Annotated in this window: 21 protein-coding genes; 17 read left to right on the plus strand and 4 right to left on the minus strand. The window is 71.8% G+C overall.

The annotated features are described in order from the left end of the window. Positions 1–5: 5 nt before the first annotated feature. Together OIE67_RS01340 and OIE67_RS01345 are read right to left on the minus strand one after the other, a co-directional pair. Positions 6–434: a DUF3515 family protein gene (locus OIE67_RS01340; RefSeq protein ID WP_326635844.1), complete on the minus strand. Its 429-nt coding sequence runs from the start codon at positions 432–434 to the stop codon at positions 6–8. Between the two features lie 13 nt (positions 435–447). After that, complete coding sequence (locus tag OIE67_RS01345) at positions 448–681, minus strand: Lrp/AsnC family transcriptional regulator (protein ID WP_106249262.1); 234 nt, start codon at positions 679–681, stop codon at positions 448–450. A gap of 68 nt (positions 682–749) precedes the next feature. Between OIE67_RS01345 and OIE67_RS01350 the strand changes: the two genes are divergently transcribed. The 3 genes from OIE67_RS01350 to thiD all read left to right on the plus strand — a co-directional run bounded on the left by OIE67_RS01350 (position 750) and on the right by thiD (position 4,737). Continuing rightward, positions 750–1,697 carry a thiamine-phosphate kinase gene (locus tag OIE67_RS01350; protein WP_456094164.1) on the plus strand — a complete coding sequence of 316 codons (948 nt, stop codon included), beginning with the start codon at positions 750–752 and terminating at the stop codon, positions 1,695–1,697. A gap of 269 nt (positions 1,698–1,966) precedes the next feature. Further along, positions 1,967–3,922: a hypothetical protein gene (locus OIE67_RS01355; protein WP_326635850.1), complete on the plus strand. Its 1,956-nt coding sequence runs from the start codon at positions 1,967–1,969 to the stop codon at positions 3,920–3,922. Positions 3,923–3,930: 8 nt separating this feature from the next. After that, the gene (gene thiD / locus OIE67_RS01360; protein ID WP_326635852.1) at positions 3,931–4,737 is read left to right on the plus strand and encodes a bifunctional hydroxymethylpyrimidine kinase/phosphomethylpyrimidine kinase; all 807 of its coding nucleotides are present in this window, start codon (positions 3,931–3,933) and stop codon (positions 4,735–4,737) included. Between the two features lie 255 nt (positions 4,738–4,992). Here thiD and rpmB read toward each other — a convergent pair whose 3' ends face one another. Further along, positions 4,993–5,178: a 50S ribosomal protein L28 gene (gene rpmB / locus OIE67_RS01365; RefSeq protein ID WP_049556934.1), complete on the minus strand. Its 186-nt coding sequence runs from the start codon at positions 5,176–5,178 to the stop codon at positions 4,993–4,995. 198 nt (positions 5,179–5,376) lie between these two features. Between rpmB and OIE67_RS01370 the strand changes: the two genes are divergently transcribed. The 8 genes from OIE67_RS01370 (at position 5,377) to mutM (ending at position 13,829) form a co-directional block, all read left to right on the plus strand. Continuing rightward, complete coding sequence (locus tag OIE67_RS01370; RefSeq protein ID WP_326635865.1) at positions 5,377–6,921, plus strand: DAK2 domain-containing protein; 1,545 nt, start codon at positions 5,377–5,379, stop codon at positions 6,919–6,921. A 172-nt stretch (positions 6,922–7,093) separates the two neighbouring features. Beyond that, the gene (recG, locus tag OIE67_RS01375; protein ID WP_326635867.1) at positions 7,094–9,274 is read left to right on the plus strand and encodes an ATP-dependent DNA helicase RecG; all 2,181 of its coding nucleotides are present in this window, start codon (positions 7,094–7,096) and stop codon (positions 9,272–9,274) included. Between the two features lie 618 nt (positions 9,275–9,892). Further along, entirely contained in the window at positions 9,893–10,459 is a 567-nt protein-coding gene (gene rsmD, locus OIE67_RS01380; RefSeq protein WP_326635869.1) for a 16S rRNA (guanine(966)-N(2))-methyltransferase RsmD, read from the plus strand. Between the two features lie 14 nt (positions 10,460–10,473). Next, complete coding sequence (gene coaD / locus OIE67_RS01385; RefSeq protein WP_106249253.1) at positions 10,474–10,950, plus strand: pantetheine-phosphate adenylyltransferase; 477 nt, start codon at positions 10,474–10,476, stop codon at positions 10,948–10,950. Positions 10,951–11,004: 54 nt separating this feature from the next. Next, a complete protein-coding gene (locus tag OIE67_RS01390) occupies positions 11,005–11,574 on the plus strand; it encodes a YceD family protein (protein ID WP_407674825.1) in 570 nt (189 codons plus the stop codon). Position 11,575: 1 nt separating this feature from the next. Further along, positions 11,576–11,755, plus strand: coding sequence for a 50S ribosomal protein L32 (gene rpmF, locus OIE67_RS01395; RefSeq protein WP_033409409.1), 180 nt, complete (start codon positions 11,576–11,578; stop codon positions 11,753–11,755). A 291-nt stretch (positions 11,756–12,046) separates the two neighbouring features. Beyond that, complete coding sequence (rnc, locus tag OIE67_RS01400; protein ID WP_106249252.1) at positions 12,047–12,766, plus strand: ribonuclease III; 720 nt, start codon at positions 12,047–12,049, stop codon at positions 12,764–12,766. 217 nt (positions 12,767–12,983) lie between these two features. Next, a complete protein-coding gene (mutM, locus tag OIE67_RS01405) occupies positions 12,984–13,829 on the plus strand; it encodes a bifunctional DNA-formamidopyrimidine glycosylase/DNA-(apurinic or apyrimidinic site) lyase (protein ID WP_326635882.1) in 846 nt (281 codons plus the stop codon). Here mutM and OIE67_RS01410 read toward each other — a convergent pair. Continuing rightward, a complete protein-coding gene (locus OIE67_RS01410) occupies positions 13,777–14,952 on the minus strand; it encodes an MFS transporter (protein WP_326635884.1) in 1,176 nt (391 codons plus the stop codon). The genes mutM and OIE67_RS01410 overlap by 53 nt on opposite strands. A gap of 94 nt (positions 14,953–15,046) precedes the next feature. On the opposite strand from OIE67_RS01410, the gene OIE67_RS01415 reads away from it, so the two are divergent. From OIE67_RS01415 to OIE67_RS01440, 6 genes are all read left to right on the plus strand, one after another. Next, positions 15,047–15,970, plus strand: a complete 924-nt coding sequence (locus tag OIE67_RS01415) for a LysR family transcriptional regulator (protein ID WP_326635887.1) — start codon at positions 15,047–15,049, stop codon at positions 15,968–15,970. Positions 15,971–15,980: 10 nt separating this feature from the next. Next, positions 15,981–16,268, plus strand: coding sequence for an acylphosphatase (locus OIE67_RS01420; RefSeq protein WP_106249482.1), 288 nt, complete (start codon positions 15,981–15,983; stop codon positions 16,266–16,268). A gap of 190 nt (positions 16,269–16,458) precedes the next feature. Beyond that, positions 16,459–16,653: a hypothetical protein gene (locus OIE67_RS01425; protein ID WP_106249247.1), complete on the plus strand. Its 195-nt coding sequence runs from the start codon at positions 16,459–16,461 to the stop codon at positions 16,651–16,653. A gap of 163 nt (positions 16,654–16,816) precedes the next feature. Next, positions 16,817–20,506, plus strand: coding sequence for a chromosome segregation protein SMC (gene smc, locus OIE67_RS01430; RefSeq protein WP_326635891.1), 3,690 nt, complete (start codon positions 16,817–16,819; stop codon positions 20,504–20,506). Positions 20,507–20,666: 160 nt separating this feature from the next. After that, positions 20,667–21,839 carry a signal recognition particle-docking protein FtsY gene (ftsY, locus tag OIE67_RS01435; protein WP_326635893.1) on the plus strand — a complete coding sequence of 391 codons (1,173 nt, stop codon included), beginning with the start codon at positions 20,667–20,669 and terminating at the stop codon, positions 21,837–21,839. A gap of 266 nt (positions 21,840–22,105) precedes the next feature. Next, complete coding sequence (locus tag OIE67_RS01440; protein WP_326635895.1) at positions 22,106–23,782, plus strand: tetratricopeptide repeat protein; 1,677 nt, start codon at positions 22,106–22,108, stop codon at positions 23,780–23,782. The last annotated feature ends 24 nt before the right edge of the window (positions 23,783–23,806 follow it).

A 23,806-nucleotide genomic window follows, 5' to 3' on the forward strand; every position in this document is an offset into this window, starting at 1 on the left:
ACCGGTCAGGCTTCCGGGGAGATCTGGGCGATGGGTTTCGACAGGTCGGCGAGCACCTCGGCGGCGACGTGCTCGCCGCCGAGCGTGACCTCCACGTAGGCGAGGTCGGTCACCGCCGTGAACAGCGCGGGCTTGTCGGGGTCGGCGAACCAGCCCACCCCGCCGACCTCCTGGAGCTGGTCGGTGGGCGCCATCCTGACGGGCCTGGGGACGCCGCAGCGCAGCGCGATGACGCCGGAGCCCCAGACGGCCACGTACGGCGACTCCGGCGTGGAGGACCCGCGCTCCTCGCCGTCGAGCGTCGCGGGCAGCAGGGCGGCGAGCTTGGCGCAGGCCGCCGCCGCCTCGCCCTGCGGGGCGGGCGGTTCGACCCGCACAGTGCCGCCGCAACCGGCGAGTGCCAGGAGAACGAGCAGGACGGCGGCGGCACGCATGCGACGACTACCTTCAGATATGGACGATCGGACACGTAAGGGTACGCGTGATCCCCTCCACCGCCTGAATCTGGGCGACCACGAGCTTGCCCAGTTCGTCGACGTTGTTGGCCTCCGCGCGCACGATCACGTCGTAAGGCCCCGTGACGTCCTCCGCTTGGGTGACCCCCGGAATGCCGGAGATCTCGCGGGCCACGGCGGCGGCTTTGCCGACCTCGGTCTGGATAAGGATGTAGGCCTGCACCATCACGTCCTCCCGGGCGATTCGATCACGCCGAAGGGCCACCGTACCCTGTGTGCGTCAGGAGGTGCGTCATCACAGTCGGAGATCTCGGCGAATTCGGTGTGGTAAATCGTATTACCGGACGTCTGCCCCAAAGTGCGGCGGTAATGCTCGGACCCGGTGACGACGCCGCTCTCGTCGGCGCGCCCGACGGCCGGGTCGTGGTCTCCACGGACCTGCTGCTGGAGGGTAGGCACTTCCGCCGCGACTGGTCCGGCGGATATGACGTGGGCCGCAAGGCCGCCGCCCAGAACCTGGCCGACGTGGCCGCCATGGGCGCGACGCCGACGGCCATCGTGGTCGGCCTGGGCGTGCCCGCCGACCTGCCGCTGAGCTGGCTGGACGAGCTGACCGACGGGTTGGCCGACGAGTGCGCGACGGTCGGCGCGAGCGTGGCCGGCGGTGACGTGACCCGCTGCGACCTGGTCGTCATCGGGGTGACCGCGATGGGCGACCTGGCCGGGCGCGCCCCCGTGCTGCGCTCGGGAGCCAGGCCCGGGCAGGTGGTGGCGGTGGCGGGCCGGCTCGGCTACGCCGCCGCGGGCTGGGCGCTGCTGGAGGCGGGCGTGCCGGTGGAGACGCCGCTGCTCGCGGAGGCGGTGGCCGGGCATCGGCGGCCGAGTCCTCCGTACGCGATGGGGCCCCTGGCCGCTGAGCTGGGCGCGAGCGCGATGCTGGACGTGAGCGACGGGCTGCTGCAGGACCTCGGGCACGTGGCCGAGGCCGGCGGGGTGGGTGTCGAGCTCGATCCGCGGGAGTTCGCGGTGGCCGAGCCGGTGGCGGCGGCGGCCAAGGAACTGGGGGCCGATCCGCTCGAATGGGTGCTCACCGGTGGCGAAGATCACGCCCTCGCGGCGGTCTTTCCCGCTGACGTACGGCTGCCGCCCGAGTGGCAGGTGGTGGGCCGCGTGGTCGAAGGTGAGGGCGTCATGGTGTATGGACGAGAAATCGGCCGTCGCGGGTGGGATCACTTTCGGTGATGAGTTGTCCCGATTTACGTGAAGTTTTCCTGTTTTGGGGTACGACTAGCGGGATTGCTGTGACAACGGCGTATCAAAGGTGTTATGAAGATTGGCGGCCACTGTAACCGGCAGAAAGGGCAGCCATGGGCCGCCACGGCACAGGTGGATCCGACGACGGGGAAGAACGGGGGAACGGCAGCGCATTCTGGGGTCCTGACGAGCATGACGACGCGCCAGGGTGGCCGTCGCTGCCGGACCAGCCCGAGGTGACGGGCCAGTGGGCACCCATGCCCCGGCGTACCGACGGGCCGGCTCCGCGCGCTCCGCAGTCGGAGCCGTTCGAGACCACCGGAGCCTTCGCGGTGCCCTCCGACTCCGCCGGCGGCCTTCCACCGGCCAACGACCCCGCGGGCGCCTTCCCGCCGCCGCCGTCCCCCAGAGGGGACGACTCAGGGCCGTTCGAGACGACGGGCGCGTTCACCCGTCCGTCCGACTGGAATCCGCCCGTGGATCGTCCAGGCGGCTTCTTCGACGGCGCCGCCGACCAGGCGGGGCCGGGCAGAGGCCCCTTCGACGAGGCCGGCGACGGGCCTTTCGGCAGGCGCGGCGACGCCGGCGCACCCGGCGGGTTCGACCGGCAGGAGCCGTTCAACGGGCCCGACCAGACGTCGGTCTTCGGCGGCGGCCAGGGCGGGATGCCCGGCCGCGACGCTCAGGACCCAGGGCAGACGGCCTTCTTCGGCGGGCCCCAGCAAGGTGGGCCTGGACCTTTCGAGCAGCCGGACGTCTTCAGCCGGCCGGGTCCCTCCGGCCAGCCTGGATCCAACGGTCAGCCCGGTCCCTTCGACCAGCCGGACGTCTTCGGCCAGCCGGGTCCTTCCGGTCAGCCTGGTTCTTCCGGTCAGCCTGGTCCCTTCGACCAGCCGGACGTCTTCGGCCAGCCGGGACCGTTCGACCGGCCGGGCGCGGCCGGCCAGCCCGACCCCTTCGCCCGGCCGGGCGCTGCCGGGTCGTCCGATCCTTTCGACCGGCCTTCCGGCCAGTCCGGCCCCTTCGACCAGCCAGGTCCTTTCGATCAGCCAGGTCCGTTCGACGGGCGTGACGAGCGCTCGGGGCCGTTCGGCGGCCCCGACTCCCGCGATCCTTTCGACTCCTACGACGAGGACGCGAACCGCACCGCCAGGCTCGACGGCCCGCCTGGACCCGGCTTCGCCGCTCCGCCCGAGCCGGGCGACATCAAGGTGGCCGGTGAGCCGACCGCCGTGCACAACGCCCCCGCCTGGGCCGAGGCCGAGACCGGCTTCCTCGGCTCCGGCTGGGCGAGCGACTCAGACGTGCCGGACGAGGAGCCCAGAGGCCGCCGTGGCCGGCGCAGGTCGGGCCGCGGTGGCGGTGGCGGCGATGACGACATGCTGGCCGCCGCGCCGGGAGGCGCGGGCAAGGGCCGCGTGGCGCTGCTCTCCGTCGCCGCCGTGGCCGTCGTGCTCGGCGGCACCGTGGCGGGCGTGAAGTTCATGAGCTCGGGCGATCCGGCCAAGTGCGAGGGCGTGACCTGCGCCGCTGTACAGACGACAGGACAGCCGGGCCCCGCCGTCTCCGAGCCGGCCGAGGAGGAGGACGCCGAGCCGGCGCCGGAGGAGGAGCCGACGGAGGAGGCCGAGGAGACCGAGCCCGCCGACACTCCCAAGCCGACGGCCACCTACAGCGCCAGGGCGCCGCGCAGGACCGCGACCCCCACGCCGACGCCCACCAAGTCCAAGGTGAAGAAGACGGCGAAGCCCACGGAGGACCCGCTGGTGGACGAGCCGCCGGTCGATGAGACCGTGTCGGAGGCGCCCACCGAGGACCCCGCGCCCCTGGAGGACACCGACACGGGCACCGGCGTCGGCACGCCGGAATCGCCCGACACCGGCGACCCTGGGACGTTCGAGCAGTCGTCGAACGCCGGCTCCGTCAACGTCAAGCAGACGATCCAGCAGCGCCTGACCACCTACAAGGCCAGGATGACGGTGTCGAACGACTCAGCGCGGACGCTGCAGAGCCCCACGGTCTCCGTGCCCGTGGACGGCAGGGTCGTGGACGTGGACGGCGCCGAGTGGTCGCAGGACGGCGACCTGCTGATCCTGGACGTGTCGGGCGCCCTGGCCGCCGGTGACACGGTCGAGGTCTCGTTCACGGCCACCGGCAGGGGCTCCAAGGCTCAGAACTGCGGGATGGTCGAAGGGGAGTGCGCCGTCAGCTGAATGGTTGGATGGGGGACATGACGGTTTCGATCCCTCCTCGTGTGCTGACCGTCGCCGGCTCCGACTCCGGCGGCGGCGCGGGCATCCAGGCCGACCTGAAGACCATGCTGGCCCTGGGCGTCCACGGCATGAGCGTCATCGCCGCGGTCACGGCCCAGAACTCCCTGGGCGTCCAGGGCTACTGGGAGCTGCCGCCGGAGGCCGTACGCGCGCAGCTCGAATCCGTGCTCGGCGACATCGGCGCCCAGGCGGTGAAGACCGGCATGCTGGCCTCGCCCGCGCTCGTCGAGACGGTCGCCGGCGCGCTCGCCGCCTACCCGGCTCCCGTGATCGTGGATCCCGTCGGGGTGTCCAAGCACGGCGACACGCTGCTCGTGCCCGAGGCCGTCGAGACGCTGCGCACCCGGCTGCTGCCCATCGCCACCGTGGTGACGCCCAACCTGTGGGAGGTGGAGCAGCTCACCTCCGTCAAGGTGGAGGACGAGGACGGGCTGCGGCGGGCCGCGGACGCCGTGCTGGAGCTGGGGCCCACCTGGGCGCTGATCAAGGGCGGCCACCTGCCCGGGCGTCCGGTCGACCTGCTCACGGACGGCACCGCCGAGTACCGCTTCACCGCCGACCGCCTCGACAACCGCCACACCCACGGCACCGGCTGCACGCTGGCCTCGGCCATCGCCTCCCACCTGGCTCTGGGCGACGACGTGCCGGCCGCGGTGGGCAAGGCCAAGGAGTACGTGACGGGCGCGATCGCCCGCGGCTTCCCGCTGGGCGAGGGCATCGGCCCGGTGGACCACGCCTGGCAGTGGCGCCCCTGACCCACACTCAAGTCCGTACGGTCACCCACAAGGCCGTACGGTCACCCACACGGCCGTACAGGCGCCCACGCGGCACGACAACGGCCCGTGTCGGCGCCGGCCCATCTCCCGCTCGAAGCATCGCCGAGAGCCCGCGTGCCTGTCCCTCAGCCCGCCCCCGTCGCCCGGTCACGGGCAGCGGGGTGGGGGTGGGGGTGGGTACGACGAAGGCCCGCTGCTCCCCAGGGGGGAGGCGGGCCTTCGTGGAAGTGAGAACTAGCGGGTGACCTTGCCCGCCTTGATGCACGAGGTGCACACGTTCAGCTTCTTCGGCGTGCCGCCGATGACCGCGCGGACCGTCTGGATGTTGGGGTTCCAACGACGGCGGGTGCGGCGGTGAGAGTGGGACACGTTGTTGCCGAAGGTCGGCCCCTTGCGGCAGACATCGCAGACGGAAGCCACGGTATCGCTCCTTATTACAGTCGATGTAGCCCTGTCCGCTGATGCTTTCCGGGCGGAGGGCATGCCGGGACAACCGGCCAGCCAGTCGAGAATATCTGATGCGCACTATGAGCGCGAACCAGAGCATCTGGATCGGGTCAGGGCGGCGATATCCTCCTCGCACAACGGTAGCGCATGGGCGGAGGTCGCAGGACGCACATGAAGATCCTCGACCCGCCCGCGGTGCGCCGCTGGGCCCGCCTGGCCGCCGACGCGCTCGGCCGGGCCAGAACGGAGATCGACGCGCTCAACGTGTTCCCGGTCGCCGACGGCGACACCGGGACCAATCTGCACCTGACCCTGCTGTCCGCCGCCGAGGCCGTCGAATCCCTGCCCGAGGACGTGGACGCGGCCGTCGTGTGGCAGACGCTCTCGTACGGCGCCCTGGTGGGGGCGCGCGGCAACTCCGGCGTGATCGTCAGCCAGGCGTTACGCGGCCTGGCCGAGGTGCTGAAGGACGGCGAGGACCTGCGCGCCGGGCTGCTCAGGGCCGCCGTGCTGGCCAGGGAGGCGGTCGCCAGGCCGGTCGAGGGCACGGTGCTGAGCGTGCTGGAGTCGGCGGCGCTGGCCGTGCAGGGAGTCGAGGGCGACCTGCCTGAGGTGGCGCGGCAGGCGGCGGGGGAGGCGCGGGCCGCGCTGCGCCGTACCCCCGGACAGCTCGACGTGCTGGCCCGCAGCGGCGTCGTGGACGCGGGCGGCGCGGGGGCGGCGATCGTCCTGGAGACGCTGGCGGCCGTGATCACCGGCTCCCACGCCGACCACTACGAGGTGCCCGCCCCCACTCTGCGCGTGTCGCCGATGACCGAGGCCGGGGCCGGCTACGAGGTGATGTACCTGCTGGACGCCGACGACCGCGCGGTGGCCGGGCTGCGGGAGGAGCTCGACGCCATGGGCGACTCGCTGGTCGTGGTCGGCGGCGAGGGGCTGTGGAACGTGCACGTCCACGTGGCCGAGGCCGGGCCGGCGGTCGAGGCGGGCATCCGCGCGGGCCGGCCGCACCGGATCAGGGTCACGTACCTGGCCGAGCGCACGCACACGGGCGGCGCGGGCAGGGGCGTCGTGGCGGTCGCGGCGGGTGACGGGATCGCGGCGCTGTTCGAGGAGTGCGGCGCGGTCGTGGTGCGCCGCGCGCCCGGCGGCCGGCCCACGCTGCCCGCCCTGCTGGCCGCGATCAGGCAGGCGGGCGCCGAGGTCGCGGTGCTGCCGAACGACGAGGGCGTACGCGCGGTCGCCGCGGCCGCGGCGGAGATCGCCCGCGAGGACGGCGTGGTGGTCAGCGTGCTGCCCACGAAGGCGACCGTGCAGGGCCTTGCGGCGCTGGCCGTGCACGACCCGCTGCGCCGCTTCGACGACGACGTGGTGGCGATGACGGACGCGGCCGGGCACACCAGGTACGGACATGTGACGGTGGCGGACAGGGAGGCGTTCACCAGCGCCGGGGTGTGCCGTCCCGGCGACGTGCTCGGCCTGATCGACGGCGACGTGGCGGTGATCGGCGACTCGGTCGGGGACGTGGCCGTCACGGTGGTGGACCGGATGGTCGCGGGCGGAGGCGAGCTGGTCACGCTCGTCACGGGGGAGCGGGCGCCGCAGGGCCTGGCGGGCCTGGTGGAGGACCACCTCGGACGCACCCGCCCCGGCGTGGATCTGGCCGTGTACGACGGCGAGCAGGGCGGCTACCCCGTGCTGATCGGCGTGGAATGAGCGTATGCCCGTTCCTTACCGCCTGGAGAGGTCGTCCCCTCGTGCTGATCGGCGTGGAGAGAGGGCCTGCCCGCTCCTGGCCTGCGTGCGATGAGCGGCTACCTGCTCCTGATCGGCGTGGAATGAGCGTCGCCGGGGTTCCTGTCGGCCGCAGGCGGTAGAACTTATTGCCGTGAGCCGTTTCGACGAGCCTCTGACGAAGGCGCTCGACCCGAAGACCGCCAAGCTGCTGCACAGCGTGCTCGACCTTGAGACGGTCGGCGACCTGCTGCGCCACTACCCCCGGCGCTACGCCGAGCGCGGCGAGCTGACCTCGCTCGACGCGCTGGAGGTCGACGAGCACGTCACCGTGGTGGGCGAGGTGAGCCGGCTGATGCGCAAGCCCATGCGCAACCGCGGCGGCACCTGGCTGGAGGTCGAGGTCGTCGACGGCAACCGCAACAGGATCTACCTGTCGTTCTTCGGCAAGGGCTCCCACGTGGCGGAGTCGCGGCTCAAGCCGGGGCGGCGCGGGATGTTCGCCGGCAAGGTCGGGATGTTCGGATCGCGTACGAGCCCGCGCTGGCAGCTCGCCCATCCCGAGTTCGAGCTGTTCGAGGAGAGCGAGGCGAGCGCCGAGGAGTTCGCGTCGGCGCCGGTGCCGATCTACCCGGCGGGCAAGGACCTGACGCCGTGGGCGATCAGGCGCGCGATCGGCATCGTGCTCGACACGCTCGGCCCTCTCGACGATCCGCTGCCCGCCGGCCTGCGGGCCCGGCATGGGCTCCAGGACCTCGCGGAGGCGCTGGTGGCCGTGCACCGGCCGAAGACCATGGCCGACGTCGGGCGGGCGCGCAAGCGGCTGAAGTTCGACGAGGCGTTCGTGCTGCAGGCCGTGCTGCTCCAGCGGCGTCAGGCCGCCACCGCCTGGCCCGCGAAGCCGCGTCCAGGGCGTCCCGACGGGCTGCTCGCCGACTTCGACGCGCGGCTGCCGTTCGCGCTGACCGAGGGGCAGGAACGGGTCGGCGCGGAGATCGCCGCCGACCTGGCACTCGAACACCCCATGCACCGGCTGCTGCAGGGCGAGGTCGGCGCGGGCAAGACGGTGGTCGCGCTGCGGGCGATGCTCCAGGTGGTCGACACCGGCGGCCAGGCCGCGCTGCTGGCGCCCACCGAGGTGCTGGCCCAGCAGCACCACCGGTCGATCACCGCCATGCTCGGCGACCTCGCGCAGGGAGGGATGTTCGGGGGCACGGCGGTCACGCTGCTGACCGGCTCCATGGGCGCGGCCGCCCGCCGCTCGGCGCTGCTCGACGCGGCCTCGGGCACGGCCGGCATCGTCGTGGGCACCCACGCGCTGCTGCAGGAGCACGTGCAGTTCGCCGACCTGGGGCTGGTCGTGGTGGACGAGCAGCACCGGTTCGGGGTCGAGCAGCGTGACGCGCTGCGCGAGAAGGCGGGCGGCGGCCGGCCGCACGTCCTGGTGATGACCGCGACGCCGATCCCGCGCACGGTCGCCATGACGGTCTTCGGCGACCTGGAGGTCTCGACGCTGTCGCAGCTGCCGTCGGGCCGCGCCCCGATCACCACCCACGTGGTCCCGGCCGCCGAGAAGCCCCACTTCCTGGAGCGCACCTGGCAGCGGGTCAGAGAGGAGGTGGGGCTCGGCCGGCAGGCCTACATCGTCTGCCCGCGCATCGGCGACCTGGAGGGCGACGAGGGCGACCTGGCCGCGGCGGCGACCGGCGGCGACGAGCGCAGGCCGCCGCTCGCCGTCCTCGACGTGGCCGAGCTGCTGACCGAGGGGCCCTTCCACGACCTGCGGGTCGGCACCCTGCACGGCAAGCTGCCGCCGGAGGAGAAGGACGCGGTGATGCGCTCGTTCACGCGCGGCGAGCTCGACGTGCTGGTGGCCACGACGGTCATCGAGGTCGGCGTCGACGTCCCCAACTCCTCCGTCATGATCATCATGGACGCCGATCGCTTCGGCGTCTCCCAGCTCCACCAGCTCAGAGGCCGCGTCGGCCGAGGCGGCCTGCCCGGCCTCTGCCTCCTGGTCTCCGACTTCCCCGAAGGCACCCCCGCCAGGGCCCGGCTGGACGCGGTGGCGGCCACACTCGACGGTTTCGAGCTGTCCCGGGTCGACCTGGAACAACGACGCGAGGGCGACGTGCTGGGCGCGGCCCAGTCCGGCAAACGCTCGTCCCTGAAACTGCTGCAACTGCTCAGGGACGAGGACGTCATCGCCACCGCCAGAGAAGAGGCCGCGGCCCTGCTGACGGACGACCCGGACCTCGAACGCCACACGGGCCTGCGCTCGGAGATCGACCGCCTCCTGGCAGACGAACGAGCGGAATACCTGGAAAAAACCTGACGAGAGCGCACGACGAGCTAACCGGGCGACCGTCACACCTCCGACCATGTGGCCGATCTCACTTCGACGGCGCGGCCGGTCATGCTCGCGACCATGGGGCGGGCCGCCCTCTCCATCAAGTGGCCGATCGCTCCTGAACGATGTGATCGGTCCCGCTTTTGACCACCTGGCCGGTCAGGGTGGGCTCGCGTTGCGGCGGTCGGCCGGTGAAGGGTCAGAGGCCGTTTCCTGGAGGGCCGTCAGCCGGAGTGCGGCGGGTGGGAAGCCACGGCACCGCCGTAAAGGATGGGGCTGGGGTTGAAGTTGGGGTTGAAGCTGCGGCAGAGCCGCGGAGAAGTGAGCGGGATCACAACGACGCCGCAGAAGATTGGATGCCCAGCCGCGGGGACGGCCTCCCCCCGAATGCCGTCCCCGGCTGGGCCCACCCTCGGGTCAGGTGCCGAGGGAACCGGCGTGCGGAAGGGCTCACGATCACGCCGGTCGGCCTTCATGTGGGTCACCTTGAAGGCCGCAGACTCATCATGCGTGCCCGTCCGGCCGATGTGAATCACCCTTGCGCATCCGAGGCAGACACTTGTCCACTCTTGACCTGCGTGAACATGCGGAACAATGGGTCACATGACGCGGATCATCGCAGGCACGGCGGGTGGGCGGCGTCTGGCCGTGCCGCCGGGGCGCGGCACGAGGCCTACCAGTGACAGGGCGCGAGAAGGGATCCTCTTGACGCTCGATTCCCTGCACGGGCTGCCCGGCGCCCGCGTGCTCGACCTGTACGCCGGTTCCGGCGCGGTCGGGCTGGAGACGCTGTCGCGGGGCGCGGCGGAGGCGGTGCTGGTGGAGTCCGATCCGAAGGCGGTGCGCACGATCAAGGCCAACGTCGGGACGCTCGGGCTGCCGGGCGCCCGCGTGGTGGCCGACAAGGTGGAGCGGTTGCTGGCGAAGCCGGCCGACGGGCGCTACGACATCGTCTTCGCCGATCCGCCGTACGCGGTCTCCGGCGATGACGTCCTGAGGGTGCTGGAGCTGCTGCGCGACAACGAATGGTTGGCAGATGAGGCTTTGGTGGCGTTCGAGAGGGAAACCAGGGGAAAGCCCCTCATGTGGCCTGAAGGTTACGTTGAGGAGAGGGTCCGTCGTTATGGCGAAGCGTCCGTTTGGTACGGTCGCGCCGCCGGGAACCCGTAGACCTGGGAGGCGTCTTGCGCCGCGTAGTCTGCCCGGGGTCGTTCGACCCCATCACCAATGGTCATCTCGACATCATCGGCCGCTCGGCGCGGCTGTACGACGAGGTGACCGTGGCAGTCCTCATCAACGTCGAGAAGAGCAGCCTGTTCACGGTTGACGAACGCATCGAGATCCTGCAGACCGTGACCAAGGAGTATCCGAACGTCAAAGTCCGGAAATTCCATGGCTTGCTGGTCGATTTCTGCAGACAGAACGACATCCCCGCCATCGTCAAGGGCATCAGAGTGGTCAGCGACTTCGACTACGAGCTGCAGATGGCGCAGCTCAACTACCGTCTGTCGGGCGTGGAGACGCTGTTCATGCCCACCAACCCCGAATACTCGTTCCTGTCGTCCTCGCGGGTGAAGGAGATCGCCCGATACGGTGGCGATGTCTCGGGTCTCGTGCCGGACCTGGTGCACAACCTGCTCATCGAGCGGCTCAGGGGCTGAGTGCGAGCTGCTATCCTTTCATTTCGGCCTTGTACGACGGCGATCCTTGTCGCCATGCCTAGCGAGAGCAGGATGACTCAGCACCTCGACCCCCGCTCCCCGTGGGTGATCTCCACTCATGACCTGGGAAAGCGGCCGGGCACGATGAGGCAGATGACTCTGACCCTCCCGGCACCGGCGGATCTCGGCGTCGACATGATCGGTGTCCCCAAGGACGCCGATGTCGAGCTGGATCTCCGGTTCGAAGCAGTGATGGAAGGCGTGCTCGTCTCGGGCACGGCGCAGTCCCCGCTCGCCGGGGAGTGCGCGCGGTGCCTCGACCCGGTCTCCTCCGAGATCGAGGTCAATCTGCAGGAGCTGTTCTTCTACTCCGACGAGGACGCCTCCGAGGATGACTCACTGCTCGACGGCGAGCTGCTCGACCTCGAGCCGACGTTCCGCGACGCGGTGGTGCTCGCACTGCCGCTGAGCCCCGTCTGCGGTGACGACTGCCCGGGGCTCTGCCCGGAGTGCGGGGTCAAGCTGGCCGAGGCCGGCGACGATCACCGGCACGAGAAGATCGACGCCCGCTGGGCGTCGTTGCAAGGTCTGATTTCCGACAAAGATAACGATCAGGAGAAGTGACGTGGCCGTCCCGAAGCGAAAGATGTCGCGGAGCAACACCCGCGCCCGTCGCTCCCAGTGGAAGACGACTGCTGTCGCCCTGGTGAGCTGCCCGCAGTGCCGTTCGCCCAAGCAGCCGCACATCGCGTGCCCCACCTGCGGCACCTACAACCGTCGTCAGGTCATCGAGCCGTCCGCCTGATCCGCTGACGCGGCCCGCCCGCCGGGTCGCCGCCGCGCTCAGTGCGTGACGGTGGCCGGCGCCGGAGGTTCCGCTCCAGCAGTTGACGTGATGCCGACCGGGTGCCAAAGTGCCTCGGTCGGCGTTACCGTCTCTTAGATGTGTGCGGCGGCGGTTCGCCCGCGGCCGTGGTGGACGCCGGGGCCTACGTTCCGTACCCCGACGCCCACCACGTTTTCGGGCATCATCCGCAGCCGACGCGCCGTGTGAAGATGTCCGAGGAGGAAACACGTGGGCGCAGGTCCTAAGCCGGTGGCCGTCGAGGTCGCCAGAGAAGAGCTGGAGCGGGTCCTTGCCGTCGGTCTCGGCCACGACATTCTCGAGCGGGCGCTGACGCACCGCTCCTACGCGTACGAGAACGGTGGCCTGCCCACCAACGAGCGCCTGGAGTTCCTGGGCGACTCGGTGCTCGGCCTGGTGGTCACCGACACTCTCTACCGCAACCACCCCGACCTGCCCGAAGGCCAGCTGGCGAAGCTGCGTGCCGCGGTGGTCAACATGCGCGCCCTGGCCGACGTGGCCAGAGGGCTCGGCCTGGGCCGGTTCCTGCGGCTCGGCAGGGGCGAGGAGGGCACCGGCGGGCGCGACAAGTCCTCCATCCTGGCCGACACCCTTGAGGCGCTGATCGGCGCGGTCTACGTGGACAAGGGCCTCGACGAGGCGTTCCGGGTGGTCCACCTGCTGTTCGACCCGCTGATCGTGCGCTCGGCCTCGCTCGGCGCCGGGCTCGACTGGAAGACCTCGCTGCAGGAGCTGACCGCCTCCGAGGCGCTCGGCGTGCCCGAATACCACGTCGAGGAGAGCGGCCCCGACCACGCCAAGTCGTTCACGGCCATGGTGCGGGTCGGCGGCGAGTCCTACGGCTCGGGCAACGGGCGCAGCAAGAAGGAGGCCGAGCAGCAGGCGGCCGAGGCGGCCTGGACCCGCATCAGGGCCCGCCGCGAGCAACGCGAGAGCCAGCCGGCCGGCTGACCCCTGATCGACGGCCGGCGTCTGACACCGGCACGCCGGCGCCTTGAGGGCCGCCGGGCGGGCCGAGAGCTGATGTCGGTGCCGCGCCGGCGGGCCGGGACTTGATGTCGGTGCGGCGCCGTCGGCGGAGGGCTTTGGAGGATGGTTCTGGAGCTCCCGGATGTTGTCCAGAAGGTGAGAGCTAGGTTGCCCCAGCGTCCAGAGGGCGAGGTCGGAAGTGCCTGAGCTGCCGGAGGTCGAGGTCGTCAGGCGCGGCCTCGCGCAATGGGTGACCGGGCGTGAGATCGCCGGCGCCGAGGTGCTCCACCCCCGTGCGATTCGCCGTCACCTGCCCGGCGCCGACGAGTTCGCCGCCCGGCTCAAGGGCCGCGCGCTCCTGTCCGCCGAACGCCGCGGCAAGTACCTGTGGCTCCCGCTGTCGGGGGCGGCCGAGGCGCTCATGGCCCACCTGGGGATGAGCGGCCAGCTGCTCGTGGTGGACGGCGACACGCCGCCGGAGAAACATCTGCGGGTGCGCCTGCGCTTCGAGGACGGCGGCCCAGACCTGCGCTTCGTCGACCAGCGCACGTTCGGCCACGTCATGCTCACCCCGCTGGCAGGCGACGTGCCCGAGCCGATCTCGCACATCGCGCCCGACCCGTTCGAGGCCGTGTTCGACGAGGACGAGTTCACCCGCAGGCTCAGGACGAAACGCACCGAGATCAAGCGGGCCCTGCTCGACCAGTCCCTGATCAGCGGCGTCGGCAACATCTACGCCGACGAGGCGCTGTGGATCGCCAGGCTCCACTGGGCCCGCCCGGCGAACACGCTCACCCGCCCCAAGGTGGCCGAACTGCTCGCCGCCGTGCGCACGGTCATGGGCGCGGCGCTGCTGCAGGGCGGCACGTCGTTCGACAGCCTGTACGTCAACGTCAACGGCGAGAGCGGCTATTTCGAGCGCTCGCTTGAGGTGTACGGGCGCCGCGACCTGCCCTGCTCCCGCTGCGGCAGCCCCATCAGGCGCGAGGCGTTCATGAACCGCTCGTCCTACTCCTGCCCCAGATGCCAGCGACGATCGCGCTGACCAGCGTGAGGCCGGCTCCGGCCCACATGACGGCGGAGATCGGCAGCCCGTCCGCGATCCGGCCGCCGGCGAACGAGCCGAGCGCGATGGAGACGTTGAAGGAGCCGACGAAGAGCGCCGTGCCGAGCTCGCCGCCGCCCTCGCGCATGATCCACAACTGCAGGGTGACGCCGACACCGCCGTAACCGAGCCCCCACACCACCAGCGCGACCAGGGGCGGCAGGGCGCTCAGCGCCAGCGCGGCCATCGACAGCGTCATGAGGCCGGTCAGCACGATCAGCGTGGCCCTGGGGTTCCTGGCCGCGCGGGCGCCGGCGGCGAAGTTGCCCGCCACGCCGGCGGCGCCGTACAGGAGGAGTGCGACGCCGATGAAGGCGGCGCCGGCGAGTGAGACCCGCTCCAGGAACGGGCGGACGTAGGTGTAGGCGGCGAAGTGGCCGGAGACGGTCAGCGCGGTCAGCAGCAGAACGACGTTGAGCGGCCCTGAGAGCCACGAGAGGCGCTTCTCCCGCGCCGCCGAGGTCGAGGACCCGGCCGGGGGCCGCAAGGGCGGCAGCGTCACCGCCAGCAGTACGAGGAGGCCGAGGGCCAGCACCCCGGCGGCGGCGAACGCGCTGCGCCACCCCGCGTACGACGACACGAACGTCGCCGCGGGCACCCCGAGCACCGAGGCCACCGACACGCCGGACAAGATGATCGACGTGGCCCGCCCGACGGCCCGCTCGGGGACCAGCCGCGTCCCGAGCCCGGCCGCGAAGGCCCAGAACCCGCCGATGCTCACTCCGGTCAGCACCCTGGCGGCCAGCATGACCAGGTGGTTCTGGGCCAGCGCGCCGGCCAGGTTCGCCACCGCCAGCACCGCCATCAGCGCGAGCAGGATCGTCCTGCGGTCGATCTCCCGCGCGGTCACCGCCAGCACGGGGGCGGCGACCGCGGCGACCAGCCCGGTGAGCGACATCGTGAGCCCGGCCGTGCCCGTGGACACCCCGAGGTCGGAGGCGATCGAGGTGAGCAGTCCGACGGGCAGCATCTCGCTGCTCACGATGGTGAAGGTGCCCATCGCGACGGAGGTCACGGCGAGCCGGCGCGCGCGTACGGCGCCGGAGATGTCGGTGGTCGTCATGCCGCCCAGCCTCCGGCCGGACCACGTGCGGGAACAATGACGAATGCCGAAGGCTTGGTTTAGGCAGGTTCAACGATCCGCCGGAGGTGCTGGGATGGAGTTCAGGGAGCTGGAGTGCTTTCTCGTGCTCAGCGAGGAGCTGCACTTCGCGCGGACGGCCGAGCGCCTCTACCTGTCGCCGGGAAGGGTGAGCCAGCTCATGCGCTCCCTGGAGACCAGGATCGGCGGCCGGCTGTTCGACCGGACGAGCAGGAGGGTGCGGCTGACCCCGCTCGGCGAACGGTTCCTGGCCGACCTGCGTCCCGCCTACGACGGCCTGGCCGGCGCCGTGAACCGGGCCAGGACGGCGGCCAGGGAGGTGACGGGTGTGCTCAGGGTCGGGTTCCTGGCCACGCCGACCGACGTCGTGACGGGCAGCGTGCGTGCCTTCGAGCGGCGCAACCCCGGCTGCGCGGTCGAGCTGGTGGAGGTGCAGCTGTCCGACCCCTTCGGCCGGCTGCGGGCCGGGCAGGTGGACGTCACGTTCACGCTGCTGCCCCTGGACGAGCCCGATCTGGCCGCCGGCGGGGAGCTGAACCGGGTCGGCTACACGCTCGGCCTGTCCACCCGCCACCCGCTCGCGGGGCGGGCCGGCATCGGGGCGGAGGAGTTGGCGTCCGTGCCCCTGATCGGGCTGGACGGCCCGGCCCCGCGCTGGTGGCACGAGCGGGTGGCACCCTCCGTGACCCCTTCCGGACGTCCGATTCCCCTGGCCGGTAGGGTGGCGACCACCCAGGAGGGCCTGACCCAGGTGGCGCTCGGCCGGGGCGGCATGCTGTTCTGCGCGCCCACGGCCCTGCAGCACCAGCGCCCCGACGTCAGCTTCGTGCCCGTCGCGGGGCTGCCCGCGTCGATCTTCGGTCTCGCCTGGGTGAAGAACGGGGAAAGCGCGGCCGTCAGAGCCTTCTGCGAGGTGGCGGAGTCGGCTGCCGAGCAGCTCTCGGGGCAGGGAGCCGGTGACCGGGTCCTGGTGGCGTGAGGGGGATGAGATGGCGGAGGGCGAGGAAGACGTCCGGCTGACCGCCTGGGTGCGCGGCCGTGTCCAGGGTGTGGGCTTCCGCTGGTGGACGCGGGCGCGTGCGCTGGAGCTCGATCTCGTGGGATGGGCCCGCAACACCGACGACGGCCGGGTGGAGGTGGTCGCGGAGGGATCACGCGCGGCGTGCGTCAAGCTGCTGGAGCTGCTGAGAAGTTGCGACACGCCGGGCAGAGTGGATGGAGTAGTGGAACGATGGAGCGAACCCCGAGGTAGTTTGGGCGGGTTTGTCGAGCGGTAGCCGCTTTTGTCAAACGCCCCAAATAGGGTATAGTTGTATGTCGGGAGTGCCCATCAGTAGGGCTCAGCGGTTTGTTCGACTTGACCGCCCACACTGCCGGTGCGACTCTTGTTAGGTACCACGCGCACCCCTCCCGCGGAATAGAAGTGCGCGAACCAGTCTGGTCACTCAGCGTGGAGGACCCTTTACCATGGCGAAGGCTCTACTCGGCCACGTCGGCGGTCCTGACCCTCGGATGGTCTCGGAAATGCGCCGCCTGCAGCAGCGTATCCGGGATCTGGAGGCAGAACTCATCCGACTTCAGGCCACCAATGACGCTCTTGCGGCGCAAACCCGCGACGAGGCGATAAGCCGTATGCAGGAGCGCGAGCCGGCCCTCACCTGAGAGCGGTCGGAGCGCAACCCAGGGACGTCTCATCGAGGCGTCCCTTGTTATTTTCCCTGAATGCCAAAGCCCTGGTCAAATGCCTTACGTGCGCGGATGCCGCCGCGGGGCGGCGTGGACCAGTAGGCTTTTCCGCAGTCCGTTCAGGGGAAAGGGGTCGCGCTTGTATCTCAAGACCCTCACCCTGCGCGGCTTCAAGTCCTTCGCCTCCGCGACCGCCCTGCGCTTCGAGCCCGGCATCACCTGCGTCGTGGGGCCCAACGGCTCGGGCAAGTCCAACGTGGTCGACGCCCTGGCCTGGGTCATGGGCGAGCACAGCGCCAAGTCGCTGCGCGGCGGCAAGATGGAAGACGTGATCTTCGCCGGCACCTCGTCCCGGCCGCCGCTCGGCCGCGCCGAGGTGACGCTGACCATCGACAACACCGACGGCGCGCTGCCGATCGACTACACCGAGGTCACGATCAGCAGGCTGATGTTCCGGTCGGGGCAGAGCGAATACGCGATCAACGGCGACACCTGCCGCCTGCTCGACATCCAGGAGCTGCTGTCCGACTCCGGCATCGGCCGCGAGATGCACGTGATCGTGGGGCAGGGCCAGCTCGACGCCGTGCTGCACGCGGGCCCTGAAGACCGGCGCGCGTTCATCGAAGAGGCCGCCGGCGTGCTCAAGCACCGCAAGCGCAAGGAGAAGGCGCTCCGCAAGCTGGACGCGATGCAGGCCAACCTGACCCGCGTCCAGGACCTCGCCACCGAGCTGCGCCGCCAGCTCAAGCCACTGGGCCGGCAGGCGGAGATCGCCCGCAAGGCCGCCGTCATCCAGGCCGACCTGCGTGACGCCCGGCTCAGGCTGCTGGCCGACGACGTGGGCATCCTGCGCGCCACGCTGGAGCGCGAGGCCGCCGACGAGGCCGCGATCACGGCCAGGCGGCAGCAGGTGGAGGCCGAGCTGACCGAGGGGCAGCAGCGCGAGGCCGCGCTGGAGGCGGCCGAGGCCGAGACCCAGCCCCGGCTGGCCGCGGCGCAGGAGACCTACTTCCGGCTCTCCTCCCTGCGCGAGCGCATCACCGGCCTGGAGCAGCTCGCTTCTGAACGCCACCGCCACGCGCTCGACGCCGCCGCCATCGAACGCCGTGGCCGCGACCCGGAAGACCTGGAGCGCGAGGCCGCCGAGGTGCGCGAGCGGGAGCTGATCCTGCGGGCCGAGCTGGAGCAGGCCGAGGAGCTGCTGGAGGAGGCCGTCCAGCGGCGGGCCGAGGCCGAGGCGGAGCTGAGCCGGGAGGAGCAGCGGCTCGCGCTGGCCGCCAGGGCCGCCGCCGACCGCCGCGAGGGCCTGGCCAAGCTGCGCGGCCAGGTCGATTCCGTACGCAGCAGGGGCCGCGCCGCGGAAGAGGAGATCGGGCGCCTGCGGCAGGCCGTGGCCGACGCGGGCCGGCGCGAGCAGCAGGCCAGGGAAGACCTGGAGGCCCAGCGGATCGAGGAACCGGCCGTCGATCCCGCGCTGGCGGAGGAGCTGGCCGCCGCGCAGGCCGCGGTCGAGGAGGCCAGGGCGGTGGCCGACGCGGCCAGGGCGGCGGCGGAGGAGGCGAAGTCGGCGCTCGACGCGCCGCGCGCCGCGCTCCAGGCCGCCAAGTCTGCCGTGGGCACCGCCCGCGCCACCGACCAGCAGGCGCAGCGCTCCGTCGCCGCGCTGACCGCCCGGCGTGAGGCGCTGGAGCTGGGCCTGGCCAAGGGCGACGGCGGGGCCGCGCTGCTGGAGGCCGACCTCGGCGGAGTGCTGGGGCCGCTCGCCGCCTCGTTGCAGGTGACACCCGGCGCCGAGCCCGCCGTCGCGGCCGTCCTCGGTCCCGTCGCCGAGGCGATCACGGTCAAGTCGCTCGACACCGCCGTGGAGGCCCTGGAGCTGCTGCGCTCGCGGAGCGCCGGCCAGGCGACCCTCCTCGTCGCGCTGGGCGCGGACCGGCACGACAGGAGCGGGCCCGCGCGGGCGGCGGCTCCCGGCGGCGGGCGGTGGGCGGCCGATCTGGTGACGGTCCCCGATCATCTGCGCTCGGCCCTCGAACACGTGCTGGCCGACGTCGTGGTGGTGGACGACCTGGAGACCGCGCGGGCGGTCGTCGACCGCCATCCTCGGCTGCGCGCCGTCACGACGGGCGGCGACCTCGTCGGCGCCCACGTCGCCGCCGGCGGCTCCGAGGGCGGCACCTCCGTCCTCCAGGTGCGCGCGGCGCTCGACGAGGCCGTCAGGGATCTGCAGGAGGCCGAGACCAGGGCCGAGCAGGGCGCGCTGGCGCTGGACGAGGCGGTCGCCGGCGAGCAGGCCGCGCAGGCCGCCCTGGAGGCCGCCCAGGCCCACGTGAACGAGGCCCAGACGGCCGTCACCACCGCCCAGGCCGGCGTGAGCGCCGCCCAGGGCGTGCTCGACCAGGTCAGGGGCCGCCAGCGGGAGGCCGACCAGCGCAACGCGGCGGCGGCCAGACGGCTGGCCCAGCTGGAGGCCGCCGCCAACGCGGCCCGCGACGAGGCCGAGCGCCTGGCCGTGAGCGTGACGAAGGCGGAGGAGGCCCGCGCCGAGGGCCTGGAGGAGCTGGCCGAGCTGGAGATCCGGCTGGCCGAGGCCGAATACGCCCAGGAGCTGGAGTCCGAGCCCACCACCGACCAGCGCGACGACCTGGCGAGCGCCTGCGAGAGCGCCAGGCAGCGCGAGATGGACACCCGCCTCCAGGTGCGCACCGCGGAGGAGCGCGTCAAGGGCATCGAGGGCCGCGCGGACGGCCTGCTCAGGGCGGCCAGGCGCGAGCGCGAGGAACGCGCCCAGGCGGCCGCTCAGCGCGCCAGGCGCAGGCGGCAGGCCGCCGTGGCCGAGGCCGTCAGCAAGGGCGCCAAGAAGGTGCTCACGGCCCTGGCGACGTCCGTCCAGCTCGCCTCCAGGGAACGCGACGAGGCCGACCTGGCCAGGGTGGCCGTGGACGCCGAGCTCAAGCAGGTGCGCCTGCGGGTGCGTGAGCTCGGCCAGGAGCTGGACAAACTGGTCAACCGGGTGCACGGCAACGAGGTGGCCCGCACCGAGCAGCGGCTCCGGCTGGAGCAGATGGAGCAGCGGGCGCTGGAGGAGTTCGGGGTCGAGAGCGAGGCCCTGATCGCCGAGTACGGCCCCGAGGCCATGGTGCCCGGCGAGCCGCCCGTCCCCTACGTGCGCGAGGAGCAGGAGAAGCGGGCCAGGGCGGCCGAGCGGCAGATGAACCAGCTCGGCAAGGTCAACCCGCTCGCCCTGGAGGAGTTCGCGGCCCTGGAGGAGCGGCACGCGTTCCTCAACTCCCAGCTCGAAGACCTCAAGAAGACCAGGCGCGACCTCATGACCGTGGTCAAGGAGGTCGACGACCGGGTGGAGCAGATGTTCTCCTCGGCGTACGAGGACGTGGCGCGCGAGTTCGAGCAGATCTTCGGCCGGGTCTTCCCCGGCGGTGACGGCAGGCTGGTGCTCACCGAGCCGGGCGACATGCTGACCACGGGCATCGAGGTCGAGGCCAGGCCGCCGGGCAAGAAGGTCAAGCGGCTGTCGCTGCTGTCGGGCGGCGAGCGGTCGCTGACGGCGGTGGCGTTCCTGATCTCGATCTTCAAGGCGCGGCCGTCGCCGTTCTACGTGATGGACGAGGTCGAGGCGGCCCTCGACGACACCAACACGCAGCGGCTGCTGATGTTGTTCGAGGAGTTGCGGCAGAGCTCGCAGCTCATCGTGATCACCCACAACAAGCGCACGATGGAGATCGCCGACGCCCTCTACGGCGTGTCGATGCGCGGGGACGGCGTGACGCAGGTGGTCAGCCAGCGGCTCAGGGAACGCGAGTCCGCCTGACCGGGTGACAGGGGATTCGGCGGCGGGGCGATACGGGCGATCCCGCTGGGGTGACTCGCGGCGTGGCCGACGGGGTGAGACGGGACATGACGGCCGACATGAGGCGGGTCGCGACCCTGCTGGTCCAATCGGGCCGGTCGATCTGGAAAACTGACATGTTGTGGATGGTTACCTCGGCGTCATCGTGATCGTGGCCGTCGTCGCCCTGCTGGCGGTCGGCGGTCTCCTGCTGTACTTGCGGCCGGGGCGTAAGACGCCTCCGCCGGTGGTGCCGCCCGAAGCTCCGACGCTGCCCGAGGAGAAGCGGCCCGCGGGAGCGGACGAGGAGGCCGAGGGCGCGACCACCACGCTGCCGCCGCCGGTCAAGCCCGCCGAGCCGGTCGTCGTCGAGCCTGAGGTCGAGGTTCCGCCGCCGTCCGCCGGCCGGATGGTGCGGCTGCGCGAGCGGCTCGCCCGCTCGCAGAACGCGCTCGGGCGCGGGCTGCTGGAGCTGCTGTCCCGCGACCGTCTCGACGACGACGTGTGGGACGAGATCGAGGAGCGGCTGATCACGGCCGACATGGGCGTCGCGCCGACCCGCGCCGTCGTGGAGGAGCTGCGCACCAAGGTCAAGGTGCTGGGCAGCCGCACCCCCGCGGAGGTGCGCGGCCTGCTGCGCGAGCAGTTGCTCGCCCAGATCGATCCCGGCCTCGACCGCACCCTGCACGTCAAGAAGCACGGCGAGCGGCCCGCGGTCGTCCTCGTCGTCGGGGTCAACGGCACCGGCAAGACCACGACCACGGGCAAGCTGGCCCGTTCGCTCGTCGGCGACGGCAAGAAGGTCGTGCTCGGCGCGGCCGACACCTTCCGCGCCGCCGCCGCCGACCAGCTGCAGACCTGGGGCGAGCGGGTCGGCGCCGACACCGTGCGCGGTCCCGAGGGCGGCGACCCCGCCTCCGTCGCGTTCGACGCGGTGGCCAAGGGCATGGAGGAGAAGGTCGACGTGGTCATCGTCGACACCGCGGGCCGCCTGCACACCAAGACCGGCCTGATGGACGAGCTGGGCAAGGTCAAGCGGGTCATCGAGAAGAAGGCCACGGTCGACGAGGTGCTGCTCGTCCTCGACGCCACCACGGGCCAGAACGGCATGCGCCAGGCCCAGGTGTTCGCCGAGGTGGTCAACATCACCGGCATCGCGCTGACCAAGCTCGACGGCACCGCCAAGGGCGGCATCGTGATCTCGGTGCAGCGGGAGCTGGGTGTGCCGGTCAAGCTCGCGGGGCTGGGCGAGGGGCCCGACGACCTGGCGCCGTTCGATCCCGAGGTGTTCGTGGACGCCATTCTCGGTGAGTGACTTACGGCCCTGCAGTAATCGGTTACGGATCACGCCTTACCAGATAAGTGTTGATCGACCACTTTTTGATGTGTTGACATGTATCGGTCATCAAAAGATCGTTCGGTCCCATTGTTGGTGAAAGGCCCCCCATGAAGAAGATCGTCGTTCATCGGCCAGGAACCGTGAAGCCGGCCGCCTCGGCCGCGCCGCGGCACCACTCCTGACCCACCGGCCGGCGTCCCCGCAGGGGCGTCGGCCACGCCGGACGACGAAAGAGGGACGGCGTGGACACGATCTTCCTCGACGCGGACCGCCGGATCGGCGGCCCCTACACGCTCGGCGCGGCGCTCCTGACCCACCTGGTCCCGCCCGCCCTCGAACGACGGCCCGACCTGGTGGCCGCGCACGACATCGAGATCCGGGCCGCCGCGCCATCGCTGCGCGACCTCGTCCCGGCCCGCAGGCGCTCGCTGGCCGACGACCTGCCCAGAGGGCAGCGGGTGCTCGTGCCCGGCGCGCGGCGCAGCCTGCGGATCGCCAACGGGCTGGCCGAGTTCGTCCGCGACCACCTGGCCGGCTCCGGCCCCCTGACCATGACCGTCGCCAACCTCGGCGAGGCCGACCACACCGACCGTGAGCTGGTGACCGTGCTGCGGCGGCGGGTCGAGCCCGGCCTGCTCACGATCGAGGAGGGGCCGTCGGCCCCCGGCGCCGGGCCGCTCCGGGCCGACTTCGACCGCTACCGCGACGAGGGCTTCCACCACGCCATGGCGGAGGCGGGGCTGGAGGCGCTGCGCGGGCTGGCGTACGAGGACGATCCCGACCGCTGGCAGCAGCTCCTCCAGCGGGTCGCCGGGTCCCTGGAGGCGATCGAGCGCGAGGACGAGGCCCGCGAGCTCTACGACCGGGCCAGGCGGGTGAGCACCGACCCCAAGCACCGCGCCACGATCGCGTACGGCACCGCCATGATCCTCGTCCGCCACCACGACCACGCCCGCCGCGACCCCGAGCAGGCCCTGGCCTGGATCAACGAGGCCGTCACCATCACCTCCCTGCTGCCCGACGCCCGGGAGCGGGCCTTCCACCTCGGGTTCGACCTCAACGGCAAGGCCCTGGTCGAGGTACGCAGGGGCCGCCACGGCGCGGCCATGGAGCTGGTGCGCGAGGCCGTCGAGCTGGCCGAGACCGACCTGCCGGACGAGCACCCGATCCACCGGCTCGTGCTGTACGGCAACAGGGCCCAGCTGCTGGCCATGGCCGGGCAGAGGGAGGCGGCGCTGGCCGACTACGACCGCGCCGTCGCGCTCGACCCCGGCTATCCCGACTACTACCTCGACCGCGGCAACCTGCTGCACGAGCTGGGCCGGGAGGAGGAGGCGCTGGCCGACTACGAGGCGGTGACGCGGCTGAGCCCGCCCTTCCCCGAGGCGTACTACAACCGCTCCGAGGTGCGCTACGCCCGCGGCGACCTGGCCGGAGCCCGCGCCGACCTGGACCACACGCTGGAGCTGGACCCGGAGTTCGCCCCCGCCTACGTCAACCGCTGCGGGCTGCACGTGGCCGCGGGCGACTACGCGCGGGCCCGTGAGGACGTGGAGCGCGGCCTGGCGCTCACTCCTGACGATCCGCACTTGCTGTGTGTGCTCGGGCAGGTGGAGCTGGCCGAAAACCACTACCCGGAGTCACGCATCGCCTTCGATCAGGCCCTCGAGGCCGATCCCGAGCTGCTGCCGGCCTGGGCGGGCCGGGCGGAGCTGGCCTTCGAACGCGGCGACCACGAGGCGGCGCTGGCCGACCTGTCCCGGGCGCTGAAGCTGGAGGAGACGGCGGAGCTGCTGTTCAACCGGTCCCTGGTGCACCGGGCGGCCGGGCTGCTCAGCCAGGCCAGGCAGGACCTGCTCAGGGCCGCGGAGCTGGCCCCTGACGACGCGGACGTCACCAGGGCGCTGCACGAGACCTGAGCGCCGCACGAGACCTGAGCGCCG

It is taken from the genome of Nonomuraea fuscirosea (assembly GCF_035917475.1).
In the GTDB taxonomy this organism is placed as follows: Bacteria; Actinomycetota; Actinomycetes; order Streptosporangiales; family Streptosporangiaceae; genus Nonomuraea; species Nonomuraea fuscirosea.